Source organism: Pseudomonas sp. EL_65y_Pfl2_R96 (genome assembly GCF_963970905.1).
GTDB lineage: Bacteria > Pseudomonadota > Gammaproteobacteria > Pseudomonadales > Pseudomonadaceae > Aquipseudomonas.
The window spans coordinates 1-16,538 of record NZ_CAXAQH010000034.1; the positions used below are offsets into that span (position 1 = coordinate 1).

Consider the following 16,538-nt stretch of genomic DNA (forward strand, 5'->3'; position numbering starts at 1 on the left):
GTATTAATATCGCGCATAAGAACGCCGGTTTGTTAGATGTGTTTGCTCGCACGAACATCATCAATCAAATCGGCGTTCTTGTTTCTGTGTTTCCCGGGATTCCGTGAAGAACCAAAAAAAAGCCCCGCGACCGAATGAGGCACGGGGCAAAAAATTGGTTGGTTGCGGCCAACCAAAGGAGCATTTTTAAATGCGGTTACAGGCATTCCTGCGCGGCACGTTCGAAACTCGAAGGCATGAAGTTCGACGCCAGCAAGTGGCGCTCATACAAAAACACCTTGCCGCCGTTCGGGGCTTTGTAGGCTTCCAGAACGTTGTCCGCGGCGACTTTGCTCGGCACCACGATCCGGTAGCCGCGTTGGGTTTGCGAGACGGTCGGGCTCAGTGCGCTGCCTTGCAACTTCGGCACCACGCAATCAGCGTACTCGGCAGGCGTTTTTTTCGTCTGCAAGGTCAGCGTCGGGTTGTTCGGCGCGGAGGCGCAACCAGAGAGCAGCAAGGTGGCGAAAGCCATGGCAGGAACAAATAAAGGGCGCATCGGTGAAGTCCTGAAATAAAAGTCTGTTTCGTTGAGCAACGGTTCGGCGTCACGGTCGCTGTCGTTGCGGTTATGGTTTTGGTGTCTAGCCAGCGGTCACCAGGGCCTTGAGTGAGTGATCGAACTGCTTCAAGGCGCTTAGTTGCAGGTCGCGTTGCTGGTCAATCTGAGCGGCAATCTCGGCTGCAGCTCTGCTGTGTACCCAGACCGAAGGCATTTGTTTCTCGACGGCGCCTTCGGCCTTGCCGATGTATTGCAGGTTGGCGTCGTAGAACCGCGCGGCGAAACGGGCCTCGACCTGACTGTTGCGTTGGGTCAGCAGGCGGTTATGCGTATCGAGCATCACCACCACGTCCGGATGGGCCCGCACCAGCGCATCGAGGTTGTCGTAGACCGTCACGGACAGGAACTGCTGCTGCAACGAGTTCATCAGCCAGTCAATTGCCAGCTCCGGGTCGGAGCTGTTGATGAACGCGTCACGAATCCGCGCATCCAGCGCATCGCGCGCGCCGTTCACCGCCACATCGTGGTAACGCTCAAGGTATTGCAGGTTGTCCTGGGTGTTTTCGCTGTACAGCACACCCACGGTTTGCGAATGCTGCAACCCGGTGCTGGCGCCGGCGATGGGCAGAAAATGGCACGATTGGGCGTCGTCTGCGCAGGCAGTTGCAGCAGTAGCAACCCCGCCCATCAACAGGGCGACAATTGCCAGTCGGGTCAATGTCTTCATCGCGCAAATTCCTTGAGCAGCGTCTTCGATGGAGGCGATTTTCCGCCTTTACCTGACCAAGCAGAACTTGCGTTTCTTGATTGTCACTATTACTTGAACCGATAGTTGCGCCGCGTGCAGATTGCTCACACTCAATCACAACGACAAAACACGGCTTCAGTTCTTGCGTTCGCTCTTTCCTCCAGGTGCCTCCTCGATCACGCGATGCTCAGCTGATTTCTACCCTGCGACTTTGCCGAGTAAAGCGCGCGGTCTGCACGACCGATCAGTGACTTGTCATCAGGGTCGTTGCCGTCGGCGACATAAGTCGCCACCCCCAGGCTCACGGTCACGATCCCGAACGGACTCGCCAGGTGCGCCAATCCCTCGGCCGCGATACCCGACAGGATCGCCTCAGCCACCGTGCGAGCTCCAGGCCCGTCCGTATTGGGCATCACAATGGCTATTTCTTCTCCGCCGTAGCGAGCAGTCATGTCACCTGGACGACGGACACAGTGCTTGATCGCCTGACAAATCACGCGCAGACATTCGTCCCCCGCGAGATGCCCGTAGTGATCGTTGTAGCGTTTGAAAAAATCCACATCGATCAAGATCAGTGACAGAGGGCTTGCGAGTCGCTTGGAGCGTTTGAGTTCGATAGCCAGAAACTGATCGAAATGGCGGCGGTTGGCGAGACCGGTGAGCGTGTCCTCACTGGCGAGAATCTCCAGTGTCTGGTTAAGCTCGATCAGCGTGGTCTGGGTGGCGAGTAATTTATTCTCTGCCCGGATACGCCGACTGATGTGGGAAATCAACCTGCGCCCCAACGCGACCAAGAGTCCCAGCAGCAACAGCACTACAGCGACAGACTGTTTTGTCTGACTCAACCACGCTTGCATCGCCTCGTCCTGCCCCACTGCTACTGTCGTCACGAAGGGATATTGATCGCTTCTCTTGAACGCATAGAGGCGATGGATACCATCGACGTTCGAAGCAAAGTCCACGGTGCCTGATGAGGTGTTGCGCAAGTATCCGGAAAATATTGGCGCGCGAGACAGGTCACGACCGATGTCTTCCACCTGAAATGGATACCTCACCAGCAGGCGCCCTTCGGATGAGGTCAGGCTGATCGCACCGAATTGCCCCACGTGAATGCTTCGATAAAGTTTGAGGAAATGCTCGAGACTGATGGTCGCGGCGATCACCCCGGCAAAACTGCCATCCGGGTGATCGATCCGTCGGCTGACCGAAATCACCCAGGCGCACGTGGCACGGCTGAGAATCGCCGGGCCGACAAAGATGCCGCGGTCCGCAGTGTCGCGGTGATGCTGGAAGAACGCACGATCGGCGTTGTTGCTATTGGGTGAAAACGGCCTGTTGGTCGAAAATACCCAGTCCCCTTGGGCGTCATACAGCACCACGCTATTCAATTGCGGGAGTGCATCCATCTCTTGCTCAATCAACAGGCTCAGCCGTTCGAGCTGCTGCGGGCCACTGCCGTCTTTCTCGATCCTTTCAGTCAGGCCCAGCAGTAGCACTTCACTTTGCTTGAAGGTGCCCTCGGTGTAAGTGTTGAGTGCATGGGTCAGATTCAATGTGTCGGTTCTGATATCACTCAAGGTGTTCTGTCGGGCTGTCCATATTTGCCAGGCCGTCAGCAGCACCACCGATACACACACCAGGAAGATCAGGAAAGTGGCAAGTCGAAGATCACGTTTCAAGGGAGTACCGGGCGGTTGAATACACTTGTGTCAAAGGCTTGCGCATTATAGAGGGCTTTCGCACAGCACTGCTGATGCATGGAAAGGTCAGACCTACTCAATGTTGCCTTGCGCCGGGAATGCCTCCACCCTCAGCTTCTCCATCACCAGCTCAATGAAAGCCGATACCGCCAACGGCAGATGTGGCGCACGGCGGATATGCGTACGACTTTGACTCCTCGGGTGTACCCGGTCGGCGTAGGAGCTGCCGAAGGCTGCGATCTTGAGGCCCCATCGCGAGCAGGCTCGCTCCCACATATGACCGCGTTCTCGGGGTGGATACGGTTCAGTGTAGGAGCGGGCTTGCCCGCGAAGGCGTCCGTCGTTACACCGCTAAACAGCAGTCTTGAACCCCTCCTCCCGCTGCAACGCCCGAGCCTGGATCACATCCAGTATTGCGCAACCTTCACGCGTCAGCAGGTGCACCGCCCGGGTGACGCGGGTCAGGTCGCAGTCGGAAATGCCTGTGAGATTGAGGCTGGACAAGGTGTCGGTCAGATCGCGAACAACAGTAAAGCGGTGCATGGCGCAGGCGGCCAAGTCGCTGAGTTCTTTGTGGGTGTTGATGAAGAGCACCGGGGTTTCGGCGTCATAGGTGTCGATGGGGAGGTAACGTGGCATGACTTGGTCGTACATTGATGTAACTCCTGTAATTAGAGCTACCACCATTCGCGGCCAAACGAAGAAGGTGGCGGCCGTACGCGGGTTGGCCGACCGGACAGGAACCGGCACACCCGAAGGTGTCCCACGCACAGCCGCCATAACACAAAGGTGCTGGCTAGCTGAACGTTCCTGTATCCGACCGGCCAAGGTCGTTCGCGGTGTTTTCCGCGAGCCCGAACTATAGGGGTCGATACCGAAACGCGGCAACAGGGTACGTTGTAGGAAACGTCTTGGAAAGTTGTGCGCCACAAAGTTGATCGTTCCTACGCTCGCGTGGGAACGATCAACACTCAATCATCCTCATGCAATTTGATCCCGCGTTTATGCAGCAGGTACGGCACCAGCAACACCAACAGCGTCAGCACCAGAACCGACGCCGCAATCGGTTGTGTCACAAATATCATCCAGTCGCCCTGACTGATGGACAAGGCGTTGCGCAGTTGTTTTTCGGCCATTGGGCCCAGCAGCATCCCCACGATCACCGGGGCGACGGGGAAATCGAAACGCCGCATCAACACCCCGGCCCAGCCGATGCCCAGCATCAGAAACAAGTCGAACGTTGAGTGGCGCATGCCGTACACGCCGATGGTGGCGAACACCAGAATCCCGGCGTTCAGGTACGGTCGTGGAATCTGCAGGAGTTTGACCCACAGGCCCACCAATGGCAGGTTCAGCACCAGCAGGATAGCGTTGCCGATGTACAGCGAAGCCACCAGCGTCCAGACCAGGTCGCCCGAGGTCTGGAACAGCAACGGCCCCGGTTGCAGGTTGTAGTTCTGGAACGCGGCCAGCAAAATCGCCGCCGTGGCGGAGGTCGGTATGCCCAGGGTCAGCAGCGGCACCAGCGAACCGGTGGCGCTCGCGTTGTTGGCCGCCTCGGGGCCGGCAACCCCCTCGATGGCGCCCTCGCCTTTGCTGGCCGCGAACTCTTTCGGGTACTTGCTGAGTTTGCGTTCGGTCGAGTACGACAGAAACGTCGGAATCTCCGCGCCACCGGCCGGAATCGACCCGAAGGGAAAACCGATCAAGGTGCCCCGTAGCCACGCGGGAATCGAGCGTTTCCAGTCGGCGCGGGTCATCCACAACGAGGTCAGGCGATGTCGGCTGCCCGTTTCTTCCTTTTGGTAGAGCACGCTGTACAAGGCTTCACCGACGGCAAACAACCCCACCGCGACGAGTACCACTTCGATGCCATCGACCAGCTCGGGCACCTCCATGGTGTAGCGGGCAATGCCCGAGGTCGAGTCCAGGCCGATCATGCCGATGGTCAGCCCGATCCCCAACGAGACAAAGCCGCGCAGCATCGATGCGCCGAGCACCGCCGACACCGTAGTGAATGCCAGTACCAGAATCGCGAAATACTCCGCCGGCCCGAACTTCAGCGCCAGCGTGGCAACGAGTGGAGCGAACAGCGTCAGCAAGATCGTCGCGATGGTGCCGGCGACAAATGAACCGATAGCGGCCGTCGCCAGGGCCGGGCCTGCGCGCCCGTTGCGGGCCATGAGGTTGCCTTCCAGGGCCGTAACCATGGAAGACGACTCTCCGGGGGTGTTGAGCAGAATCGAGGTGGTCGAGCCACCAAACTGAGCGCCGTAATAGATGCCGGCGAACATGATCAGCGCCCCGGTAGGATCGACCTTGGCGGTAATCGGCAACAGCAACGCGACAGTCAGCGCCGGTCCGATTCCCGGCAAAACACCGATCGCGGTGCCCAGCAGACAGCCGATAAAACCCCACATCAGATTGATCGGCGCCAACGCGGCGCCGAAGCCGGTTGCCAGACTCGAGAGAATGTCCACCTTGTCGACCTCCTTCGGCCCGGATCAGATCCAGGCGTTGATCAAGGGCGGAAGGGAAACCCCTAGCCCGGCGGTGAAAAGCCAGTAAATCGGCAGCGTCAGGGCGATACCGATGGCCAGGTCCCGCACCGGGCTGCGACTACCAAAACCGCGTGCCGAACAGGCAAACAGCAGTGCAGCGGCCAATACGAAGCCGATGTAGGAAATGAGCAAAGCGACGCCCACCAGCCCCGCTGTGACCCAGCTCGCCCCGGCCTTGCCGCCGGGTTGAGCCTGGGTAGTCTCGTGGTCGTCGGAAAGGTTGCGAAAACCACCGGTGAGCGCCTGATAGCACAGCAACAGGCCGACGACGCCCAGAAACGCCGCGACGGCGTAGGGATAGACGTAGGCTGCCATAATGACGAAGCCCATCTCGGGAGGAAATCGCGAGGCGCCGAACGCCAATACCGCGCTGATGGCGACTACAGCGACGCCAATTGCCAGTTGGGCCGGCATGACTTTCCAGCGCCCGGCCATCTCAAAGCAGCCCGACTTTAACCAGCATCGCCCGCAGGCGCCCATGTTCTTCCTCGACGAACTTGCCGAAGTCATCGCCGGTCAGAATGCTCGGTGACCATGCATTGGTTTTTACGTTTTCTTGCCAAACAGTACTTTTGGTCGCGGTCAGGACGGCTTCGGTCAGTTCTTTGCGCTGTTCAGGCGTCAGGCCCGCTGCGCCGTAAACGCCACGCCAGTTGCCGATCGTCACGTCGTAGCCAGCCTCTTTGAGGGTCGGCGCATCAATGCCTTCAACGCGGTTGGGCGCGCCGATGGCGAGTAAACGGAATTGTTTGGACTGGACGTATTTGGCAAGCTCGGCGTAGCCGCCGGTGATCACCGTGATGTGGCCACCCAGCACCGCGGCGACGACTTCGCCGCCACCGGCGAAGGCGACGTAATTCACCTTGTTGACAGGGACGTCCATTTTGCTCGCCAGTTCGGCGATGCCAATGTGGTCGATCGACCCCTTGGAGCCACCGCCCCATTTGATGCTGGACGGGTTGGCTTTGAAGTCCTTGATCAAATCATCCAGGGTTTTGTACGGGGAGTCGTCGCGTACGGCGATCACGTTGTATTCGGTAAACAGCCGGGCGATCGGTGTCACGTCCTTCAAGGTGATTTGCGGTTTGTTCTGCTCGATGGCCGCGACCATGATCGCGCCGACCACAATCAGGGCATTGGCGTCGCCCTTGGTGCCGTTGGCAAATTGCGCCAACCCCAAGGTGCCACCGGCGCCGCCCTTGTTCTCGAAGGTCGCGGACTTTGCCGTTTTCGCCTCGACCATGGCTTTGCCCAGGACGCGTGCGGTCTGGTCATAACCACCACCGACCGAGCCCGGGGCCATGAACTTGACGGTGTCCAGCGCAAAAACCGGTGATGCAAGCGCGGCGGCGGTAGCTAAAACGGCGAGGTTGCTGCTGAATCGACGGGCCAATGCAAACATGAGTCGTCTCCGGATAGCTGTTCTTGTTGTTTTCGATCAGGGAAGAGCCCCTGCTCGTTGAACATGCGTCTGGAATAAGCGTAGGTCATAGTTGTGTTTGTTGGTGTGCTTTCAATGGTCTGTCTGCCCCTAATGCATGACAACTGCAGGCCTGTGGCGAGGGGGCAACCCCAATGCCGGTAAGTTAAGGTGCGCAAACTTGTGGGAGCGAGCCTGCTCGCGATGGCGGACTCACATTCAACATTTCTATCAGCTGATACACCGCTATCGCGAGCAGGCTCGCTCCCACAGGGATTGCGCCTGTCCCTGTGTTCTACCAAATGGCGGAAGGCAGCCGGAGTCGAACCTGCCCGGGAACGGATGCCGTCCCCAACCGGGTTTGAAGCCCGGCCGCGCCACCGGGCGCGATTGCCTTCCTTGATCTCAGTCTGTTGCTTGTTGAGCCAGTGCATTGTCGAGCCGAATGTGGCGCCGGTCGCCAAAGCGTCGGGTCAGGCCGAGCCGGTCGAAGTACTCAAGAATCTGAATGCTGCGCTTGCGCCCCAGGCCCACGGCATCGCGAAACGCGGCGACCTGAATCACCGGCTCATCGCTGGCCAGTTGCACCAGCATAGCCGCCAATCGGCGCACCAGCGTGTCGGTGTAAAACAGGTCACGGACCACTTGATGCAGCAGCCCCAACCGAGCCATCTTGCGCAGCAGCAGGCGCACGGCGGCCTCTTCATGGCCCGTCGCTTTAGCCAGATCACGCACCCATGGCGGATCGAAACCCGCTTGTTCGAACAGCGGCTGCAACTGTAGCCACAGGATTTCGTCGTCCTCGCTCAAACGCACTTGATGATCGGGTAAATGCAGCCATGGGCCGCTGGCGGCAATCGCACCGCTGGCCAGCAATTCGTCGAGCAGGCTGACAAAGGTCGGCCGGTCCAGCGCGGTGCCGGCGAAACGACGCAGGCGATCCCTGTCCGGTCCCATTTGATCCGGCTCGAGTTGATGAAAGCGTGCGAGGTGCTCCAGCAGCGGTGCTTTCAGGGCTTCCCAGCGCACAGCACTGAACAGTAACGGCCCCTGCCGCGTCTCGATCAAACGCACGTCATCGGGCAACACCCAGGTTTCGCGTGGACGATTGAACTGGCACTCCAGACGCTGCGGATCGAGGCCGGTGTCGCTGTTGGCCAGCAGCGCCGGCAGTGCGGCTTCCAGGCTGGTCGTGGTGGCCAGCGCTTGTAGCTGTGCCAATCGCTCGGGGCTGCGGCGGTGTCGGGCCGGGGCGAACGGGTCCAGTACCCGGCCACCGCCAAGGGTGCGTTGCGCACTTTGGTCACGCAGGATCAAACGGTCGCCCTTCACCGCCAGCATCGGCGCGTTCACCAGCAGTTGCGCGAACATCTGCTCCCCCGGTGCCAGGCTGGCGCCCTCCAGCAACGCCACGCGCCCGGTCACATCCTGAGTACCGAGGTGCACGTGCACCGGCTGAAAGTGCTCGAAGCTTCGCGCCTCGCTGGCCAACAAGGTCATCTCGATATCCAGACGCTGGGTCGGCGCATGCAGCCATTCAGCCAACAGCCAGTGACCACGGTGAACCTGCTCCAGGGCTAAACGGTCGGCACTCAGGTTCAGCGCAACGCGCTGCCCGGCCGTGGCGCTGTCGGCCGCCTGATTCTGCGCATGCAGGCCTCGCACCCGTACGGGTTTGCCCAGCGGGCTCAACATCAGCGTATCGCCCACGGCCACCAGGCCGGACAACGCGGTGCCAGTCACCACGATACCGGCGCCGGCCACGCTGAAAGCCCGATCAATCGCCAGACGAAAGCCGCCACTGACGCTGCGTTGAAGCACCTCATGTTGCGCATCCGGCAAGGCCTGACGCAGTGTCTCGATACCCTCGCCGGTCACGCTCGACAGCGCGATTTGCGGCGCGTCGGCATAAGGGCCGGGGGCGAGCAATGCTTCGATCTGTTCACGGACGGCTTGCACACGAGCAGGATCGACCCGGTCGCATTTGGTAATCGCAATCAGTGCCCGAGGAATGCCCAGCAACTCGACAATCGCCAAGTGTTCGCGGGTCTGGGGCATGACGCCGTCATCAGCCGCCACCACCAGCAACACCAGATCAATCCCCTGAGCCCCGGCCAGCATGTTGTGGGTGAAGCGCTCATGGCCGGGCACGTCGATAAAACCGGTCAGGGCGGCGCCCGGCTCCAGCGCCGCGTAGATATAGCCGAGGTCAATGGTCATGCCGCGTTCACGTTCTTCCCGACGACGGTCGCCGGCCTGGCCGGTCAATGCCTGGAGCAAAGAGGTCTTGCCGTGATCGATGTGCCCCGCCGTGCCGACAATCACCCGTCCCGGCCCTCCTCCTGCAACTGATCGAGTTGCGCCAGCCACGCGGCTTCGTCGTCGAGTTGACGCAGGTCCAGCCACAATCCGTCGTCATCGATGCGACCGAGCACGGCAATCGGCAGCTGACGAAACGCCGCCTCCAGCCCCAGCAATCGTCGCCCGCGCAGACGTTTGGAAACGTTGGGCCGCAGGCATAACGCAGCACTGGGCAGTCGCGCCACCGGTTGGCTGCCGCTGCCGATCATGCCCAGCGCCGGCACCGCGCTGACGCTCCAGCCATCGCCTAACACCTGCGCCAGTGACGGTTGCAGGCGTTCGGCCTGGGTGAGAATGTCGGCTTGAGGTCGGGTCAGCAGGCGCAGGCTCGGCAGGCGTTCGGCCAACCGATCGGGATCGCGGTACAGCGCCAATACGGCTTCGAGGGCGGCCAGGGTCAGTTTGTCGACCCGCAGTGCACGCTTGAGCGGATTCTTCTTGATCTTCGCGATCAGGTCTTTGCGGCCGACAATCAACCCGGCCTGAGGCCCGCCGAGCAGTTTGTCACCGCTGAAAGTGACGATGTCCGCACCATCGAGCAGCGCCTGGCGCACCGTCGGTTCGGCAGGCAAACCCCAGCGAGTCAAATCCAGCAGGCTGCCGCTGCCCAGGTCTTCGAGCAGCGGCAGCCCGTGACGGTGAGCCAGCTCGGCCAACTCTGCCGTCGGCACTCTCGCGGTGAAGCCTTCGATGCTGTAATTGCTCGCGTGTACCCGCATCAGCAGACCAGTGCGCGGGCCGATGGCGGCCTCGTAATCCCGGGCATGGGTGCGGTTGGTAGTGCCCACTTCGTGCAGCCGCACCCCGGCGCGGGCCATGATGTCGGGAATGCGGAAGGCGCCGCCTATTTCGATCAGTTCACCACGGGAAATGATGCCTTCCTTGCGCGCGCCCAGGCTGTTGAGGGCGAGCAACACGGCGGCAGCGTTATTGTTGACCACAGTCACCGCTTCGGCGCCGGTCAGCTCGCGAATCAGCCCTTCAATCAGGTCGTCCCGGTCACCGCGCTTACCGCTGTGCAGGTCGAATTCCAGATTGAGTGGATAGCGGGCGGCCAGTTGCATGGCTTCAATGGCTTCTTCCGGCAACAACGCGCGGCCAAGATTGGTGTGCAGCACCGTGCCGGTGAGGTTGAACACTCGGCGGACCTGGCTGCGATGCTGGATCGCCAGACGCTCACCCGCCCTGCCCGCCAATACGTCGGGGGCGATTTCAACAGCATTGAGTTCACCCTTGAGCACCGGTTCGCGCAAGTCATCGAGCAGTTGCCGCAGGCCGGCCAGCAGCGCGTCATGCCCATAACGTTCGGCCAGCGGTTGGCAGGCGGGATGGCGCAGCAAGCTGTCGATGGAGGGCAGCCGCAAGGCTTGGCTGGCGGAGGGTGCAGACATCAGAGGCTCCCGGAAGCGAATGACCGTCGCGTCTGAGTGTAGCCGCTGGGCTCATAGGGATAGGCTTAGGGGGATAAGCTCAAAGGGATGAGCTCAGTCACCTCCCGGTGCCAGCATCAGATTCGGCGATAGGCGCTGGTAGCCTTCCTGCTCCAGGCGCATGTCCAGCATCAGGCTGGACAGGTCCGCCGAGAGTGCTTCGGCTTCGGCGTCGTTTTCCAAGTAGATCAGTTTCAGGTAGCTGTTGCAGCCGGGGCAGACTTCCGCTCGCAACGGTGCCTGATTGGCAGCATGACGGTCATCCTCGAAGCTGACGTATTGAAGCCCCTTGCTCTGTTCGCAATACACGCATTTGACCCGCACCGCATGCCATTCGCAGGCGCACAACGAGCACACCAGATAACGCAAACCGTTGTATTTGCCGCGATGACGAATCACTCCGGCCATCGCCGGCGAACCGCAGGCCGGGCACTGGCTGAGGCTGTCGCCGCGCTTGAGTTCGAGGTCGGGTGAGCTCAGCAGCCAATGACTCCAGGCGGCTTGCAGCGCTGCACCGAGGAACGGCACCAGCGCTGCCGGCAGCATTGAATACTGGCCGCTGACCAAGGCAATCGCCCACGCTTTGAGCAGGCCTGGGTTGGCGCTGCGCAACGTCGCCACGGCGTTTTCTACCGCTGATTGTGGCGGTGGCTGATAGCGTTGCAACAAAGCTTCGAGAAAGGGTAGCCAAACATTTTCGCGCACCAGACTGTCGGCGGCGAACGGTGGCAAGCCATGTTCCACGCACACCCGAAGACGTTCGGGATCGGGCATGGCGGCCACGGGCGGATCGTCCATCAGGTGCTGCTGGACGTGACACAGCCCCGCGATCAAACGCAAATAGGCCGCCATCGGATGCCCGTCGGCCAAGCGCTCCAGACGCAGCGCTCGCAACGTGAACAGGTTGTTCGGTGGCAGGTACAGAAACGGCGGTGAACTCGCCGCCGCTTCTATCTGCCCAGGCTCGAGGATCGTGGCCAAGGGGTCATCCTTTTTTGGTGATCGGTCGCTCAGGCGTTTCGTCTTGGGTCACTTCCCGGTACCAGAGCTCATGGTGTTTTTTCGCCCAGGCGCGGCTGACTCTGCCACGCACCATGGCGTGGACCGAGCCGCGAATCCAGATACCCGCATAGATGTGGACGATAATGCTCAGCACCAGGATGAACCCCGCCAGCGCATGCAGCAGCATCGCCCAGCGAATACCGGTGATGCCGAAGTACGCACTGAACCAGGCACGCCAGATCACCAGCCCGCTGAACAGCAGCACCAGCATGCAGATCAGCAACACCCAAAACAGTAGCTTCTGTCCCGGATTGTATTTGCCGATCGGCGGCACGCCCTCCTCCTCGTTACGCATGACAGTCCCGACGCGCCTGAGCCACAACCGGTCGTTGGCGATGAAGTAATTCGCCCGCCAGAAACTGAACACCAGGCCGAGGAACAGCACAAACATCGCCACGCCCATGTACGGATGCAAGATGCGCGTCCACGAACCGCCGCCAAACAGGTTGCTGAGCCAGAACAACCCTGGATGAAACAAGGCCAGCCCCGACAGCGCGGCCATGAAAAACACAATCGCCACCAGCCAGTGATTGGTGCGCTGGTTGGAGGTGTAGCGCAGGATCGGTTTGTCGTTCACGGCCTGTCCTCCCCGCCGGGTTTCGTCGGATCAAAGGTGTGCACCGATGGATCGAATTCATGCACCGCTGGGTCGACGATGACTGGATTTTCGTCTTCCTCGACCAGTTGCGGCCCGACGCGCACATAGTGGAAGAACCCGGCCAGCACCGCCGCGCCCATGGCCAGTAACGCCAGGGGTTTGCTCAGGCCTTTCCACAGGTCCACCAGTGGACTGATCGCCGGGTGATCCGGCAGCCCGGCATACAGCCTGGGCGTGTCGGCATGGTGCAGCACATACATGACGTGGGTGCCGCCAACCCCTTCGGGATCATACAAGCCGGCGTTGTCGAAGCCGCGGCTCTTGAGGTCGACGATGCGTTCGGCGGCGTGTTCCTTCATGTCTTCCTTGGTGCCGAAAACGATGGCGCCGGTCGGGCAGGTTTTCACGCAGGCCGGTTCCAGCCCCACCGCCACCCGGTCCGAGCACAGCGTGCATTTATAAGCCTTGTGGTCCTTTTGCGAGATGCGCGGAATGTTGAACGGGCAACCGGTGATGCAATAGCCGCAACCGATGCAGTGGTCCTGATCGAAATCGACGATGCCGTTGGCGTGCTTGATGATCGCGCCGGGGCTCGGGCATGCCGCCAGGCAGCCGGGTTCGGCGCAGTGCATGCAGCCGTCCTTGCGGATCAACCATTCCAGGTTGCCGGCGTCGGTTTCATGCTCAGTGAAGCGCATCAAGGTCCAGGTGTCTGCGCTCAGGTCATGAGGGTTGTCGTAGGTGCCAAGGTTGTGACCGACATCGTCACGCAGCTCGTTCCATTCCGAGCAGGCGACCTGGCAGGCCTTGCAGCCGATGCACTTGGTGGTGTCGATCAGCTTGGCCACTTCCTCTTGCGTGCGCACCGAGGGCGGCACGGTGGTGGTGGCCGAGCGGGCGATGATGTCTTGGCTGGCCATTTAGATTTTCTCCACGTTGACCAGGAATGACTTGGATTCCGGGGTCTGTGTGTTGCCATCGCCGAGGAACGGCACCAGGGTGTTGGTCAGGTAACCGTGGCGGGTGGCGCCGGTGAAGCCCCAGTGCAACGGGATACCGATCTGGTGCACCACCTGATTGTTGACCTGCAGCGGACGAATCCGCTTGGTCACCACCGCCACCGCTTCGATATGCCCGCGCTTGGAACTGACCCGCACCCGGTCACCGGCAGCGATGCCCTTCTCCTTGGCCAGCACCTCGCCGATTTCGACAAACTGCTCAGGTTGGGTCACGGCATTGATCGGACAATGCTTGGTCCAGAAGTGGAAATGTTCGGTCAGCCGGTAGCTGGTCGCCGCATAGGGGAAGTCCTTGGCCTGCCCCAAAGTGTCCCAGACCGAATCGAAGATCCGCCCGGCCGGGTTGCTGGTCGCCTGCTTGTTGTTGGGGTGCATCGGGTTGATGCCGATGGGCGTCTCGAACGGTTCATAGTGTTCCGGGAACGGCCCTTCGTTCATCTTGTCGAGGGCGAAGAAACGCGCCACGCCTTCGGGGTTCATGATGAACGGGTTCATCCCGGCTTCCGGCGGCACATCGGCCTTGTAGTCGGGCACGTCGGTACCGGTCCAGACCTTGCCGTTCCACCACACCAGCCGTTTGTTCGCGTCCCACGGTTTGCCTTGAGGGTCGCTGGAGGCGCGGTTGTAGAGAATCCGTCGGTTCATCGGCCAGGCCCAGGCCCAGCCCAGGTTCTGCTTCATGCCGAACGGGTCGCTGTTGTCACGCCGGGCCATGTTGTTGCCCTGCTCGGTCCAGCTGCCGCAGAAAATCCAGCAACCGGACGCCGTGCTGCCATCGTCCTTGAGTTGGCCGAAGCCGGACAGCTGCTGACCGGCCTTGACCACCGCGCCCGAGGCGTCAGTGACATCGGCGATGGCGTAGCCGTTGAATTCCCGAGCCAGCTCTTCCGGCGTCGGGTCATCCGCCATTTTGTAAGGCCAGTCGAGCTTGAGGATCGGCTCGGCCCAGGCACCGCCGTTGGCCTGATAACGCTGGCGCAGACGCAGGAACAGCTCGGCCATGATCTTTATGTCTGTGCGCGCCTGCCCCGGGCCATCGGCGCCCTTCCAGTGCCATTGCAGCCAGCGGCCGCTGTTGACCAGTGAGCCGTTTTCTTCGGCGAAACAGGTGGTGGGCAGACGAATGACTTCGGTCTGGATGTTGGCGGTTTCCACATCGTTATAAGGCCCGACGTTGCGCCAGAACTCCGAAGTTTCGGTGGCCAGTGGGTCCATCACCACCAGCCACTTGAGTTTGGCCAGCGCCTTCATCACCCGGTTCTTGTCCGGCAAGGCGGCGATCGGATTGAAGCCCTGGCACATGTAGCCATTGACCTGGCCCTTGCCCATCATGTCGAACATTTTCAGGATGTCGTAGCCGGGAATGTCCAGTTTCGGCAGCCAGTCGTAACCCCAATGGTTGTCTGCGGTGGCATTGGCGCCATACCAGGCTTTCATCAGGCTGACATGGAACTTGCCGTAGTTCTGCCAGTAAGACATCTGCCCGGGACGCAGCGGTTTGAGTGCGCGCTTGGCGATGTAAGCGTTGTAGTCCTGTTCGGCCTCGGCCGGCAGGGTCAGGTAACCCGGCAGCAGGTTGGACAGCAAGCCCAGGTCGGTCAGGCCCTGAATGTTGGAGTGCCCACGCAAGGCGTTGACGCCCCCGCCCGGCATGCCGACGTTGCCCAGCAGCAGTTGCACCATGGCCGCGCTGCGGATCATCTGCGAGCCGGTCGAATGCTGGGTCCAACCCAGGGCGTAGAGAATCGTCATGGTTTTGCCCGGTTGCGAGCAGGTGGCGATCTCTTCCCAGATTTTCTGCATCGCGTCCGTGGGCATGCCGCAGACCTGACTGGCCAGCTCCAGGGTGTAACGGCTGTAATGCTGCTTCATTAATTGGTAGACGCAGCGTGGGTCCTGCAAGGTCGGGTCGACTTTGGCAAAACCGTCCTCGCCGATTTCGTAGCCCCAGCCGGACTTGTCGGTGTAGCTGCGCTTGCTCGCGTCGTAACCGCTGAACAACCCGTCCTCGAAACCGTAGTTGGCCTTGACGATGAACGACACGTCCGTATAGGCCCGCACGTATTCGTGCTGGATCTTGTCTTCGGTCAGCAAGTAGTTGATCAGCCCGCCCATGAAGGCGATGTCGGTGCCGGTACGGATCGGCGCGTAATAGTCCGCTACCGAGGCCGTACGGGTGAAACGCGGGTCGACCACAATCAGCCGCGCCTTGTTGTGGGCTTTGGCTTCCGTGACCCATTTGAAACCGCAAGGGTGCGCTTCTGCTGCGTTGCCACCCATCACCAGAACCAGATTCGCGTTGGCGATATCGGTCCAGTGGTTGGTCATGGCACCACGGCCATACGTCGGGGCAAGACTTGCCACCGTCGGGCCATGTCAGACACGTGCCTGGTTATCGAACCCCAGCATGCCGAGACTGCGAATCACCTTGTGGGTGATGTAACCCGCTTCGTTGGACGAGGCCGACGCCGCGAGAAAACCGGTGGTCAGCCAGCGGTTCACCGTTTGCCCCTGGGCGTTCTTTTCGATGAAGTTGGCGTCGCGGTCGGCCTTCATCAGGTCGGCGATGCGATCCAGCGCTTCATCCCAGGAGATTCGCGTCCACTCCTTGGTGCCGGGCTTGCGCACCTGCGGGTATTGGAGACGGCTGGGGCTGTGAATGAAATCGAGCAAGCCTGCGCCTTTGGGGCAGAGGGTGCCGCGATTGACCGGGTGGTCGGCATCGCCTTCGATGTGGATGATGCTCTGGGCGACATTCTTCGCGTTGTCGCCCTGGCTGTACATGATCAAGCCGCAACCGACCGAGCAGTACGGGCAGGTGTTGCGGGTTTCATGGGTATGGGCGAGCTTGAAATGACGCACTTGTTCGGCGAAAGCTGGCGTCGGGGCCATGCCCAGCGCGCCGAGGCTTGAGCCCGCAAGGCCGATACCTGCGACCTTGAAGAACTGACGACGGTTGAGGTCCATCGTGCACTCCTGATCAGGTGGAAACCCGGTGCGTTGGCCGGATTTTTCTGGACGATCACGGTGACGGCAACGGAACTACCGCCACTTTAAACTGTAGACAATGCTGTTTTGTGCTGTGGAAAAACCGACCG

At 60.8% G+C, this 16,538-nt stretch carries 13 protein-coding genes and 1 tRNA gene; all 14 read right to left on the minus strand.

The window, feature by feature from the left end; genetic code table 11:
• Window positions 1-196: 196 nt before the first annotated feature.
• Window positions 197-538, minus strand: a complete 342-nt coding sequence (locus tag AACY49_RS25335; RefSeq protein WP_258700601.1) for a hypothetical protein — start codon at window positions 536-538, stop codon at window positions 197-199.
• 85 nt (window positions 539-623) lie between these two features.
• Window positions 624-1,268, minus strand: a complete 645-nt coding sequence (locus AACY49_RS25340) for an ATPase (protein WP_339527122.1) — start codon at window positions 1,266-1,268, stop codon at window positions 624-626.
• 197 nt (window positions 1,269-1,465) lie between these two features.
• The gene (locus AACY49_RS25345) at window positions 1,466-2,968 is read right to left on the minus strand and encodes a sensor domain-containing diguanylate cyclase (protein ID WP_339527124.1); all 1,503 of its coding nucleotides are present in this window, start codon (window positions 2,966-2,968) and stop codon (window positions 1,466-1,468) included.
• A gap of 372 nt (window positions 2,969-3,340) precedes the next feature.
• Window positions 3,341-3,643 carry a hypothetical protein gene (locus AACY49_RS25350; RefSeq protein WP_258700604.1) on the minus strand — a complete coding sequence of 101 codons (303 nt, stop codon included), beginning with the start codon at window positions 3,641-3,643 and terminating at the stop codon, window positions 3,341-3,343.
• Between the two features lie 317 nt (window positions 3,644-3,960).
• Complete coding sequence (locus AACY49_RS25355) at window positions 3,961-5,469, minus strand: tripartite tricarboxylate transporter permease (protein WP_258700605.1); 1,509 nt, start codon at window positions 5,467-5,469, stop codon at window positions 3,961-3,963.
• A 24-nt stretch (window positions 5,470-5,493) separates the two neighbouring features.
• Window positions 5,494-5,985, minus strand: a complete 492-nt coding sequence (locus AACY49_RS25360; RefSeq protein WP_339527127.1) for a tripartite tricarboxylate transporter TctB family protein — start codon at window positions 5,983-5,985, stop codon at window positions 5,494-5,496.
• Window position 5,986: 1 nt separating this feature from the next.
• A complete protein-coding gene (locus AACY49_RS25365; RefSeq protein ID WP_339527130.1) occupies window positions 5,987-6,952 on the minus strand; it encodes a tripartite tricarboxylate transporter substrate binding protein in 966 nt (321 codons plus the stop codon).
• A 321-nt stretch (window positions 6,953-7,273) separates the two neighbouring features.
• Window positions 7,274-7,369, minus strand: a tRNA-Sec gene (locus AACY49_RS25370).
• 6 nt (window positions 7,370-7,375) lie between these two features.
• Window positions 7,376-9,295 (minus strand): selenocysteine-specific translation elongation factor, encoded by a 1,920-nt coding sequence (gene selB, locus AACY49_RS25375; RefSeq protein ID WP_339527132.1) that lies wholly within the window; start codon window positions 9,293-9,295, stop codon window positions 7,376-7,378.
• Window positions 9,292-10,722, minus strand: a complete 1,431-nt coding sequence (selA, locus tag AACY49_RS25380; protein WP_339527134.1) for an L-seryl-tRNA(Sec) selenium transferase — start codon at window positions 10,720-10,722, stop codon at window positions 9,292-9,294. Before selA ends, selB begins: the two co-directional genes overlap by 4 nt.
• A gap of 93 nt (window positions 10,723-10,815) precedes the next feature.
• The gene (gene fdhE / locus AACY49_RS25385; protein WP_339527136.1) at window positions 10,816-11,742 is read right to left on the minus strand and encodes a formate dehydrogenase accessory protein FdhE; all 927 of its coding nucleotides are present in this window, start codon (window positions 11,740-11,742) and stop codon (window positions 10,816-10,818) included.
• 4 nt (window positions 11,743-11,746) lie between these two features.
• The gene (locus AACY49_RS25390) at window positions 11,747-12,400 is read right to left on the minus strand and encodes a formate dehydrogenase subunit gamma (protein WP_258700611.1); all 654 of its coding nucleotides are present in this window, start codon (window positions 12,398-12,400) and stop codon (window positions 11,747-11,749) included.
• Window positions 12,397-13,341 carry a formate dehydrogenase subunit beta gene (gene fdxH / locus AACY49_RS25395; RefSeq protein WP_320390636.1) on the minus strand — a complete coding sequence of 315 codons (945 nt, stop codon included), beginning with the start codon at window positions 13,339-13,341 and terminating at the stop codon, window positions 12,397-12,399. Before fdxH ends, AACY49_RS25390 begins: the two co-directional genes overlap by 4 nt.
• Window positions 13,342-16,407, minus strand: coding sequence for a formate dehydrogenase-N subunit alpha (fdnG, locus tag AACY49_RS25400; protein WP_339527137.1), 3,066 nt, complete (start codon window positions 16,405-16,407; stop codon window positions 13,342-13,344).
• Window positions 16,408-16,538: the final 131 nt, after the last annotated feature.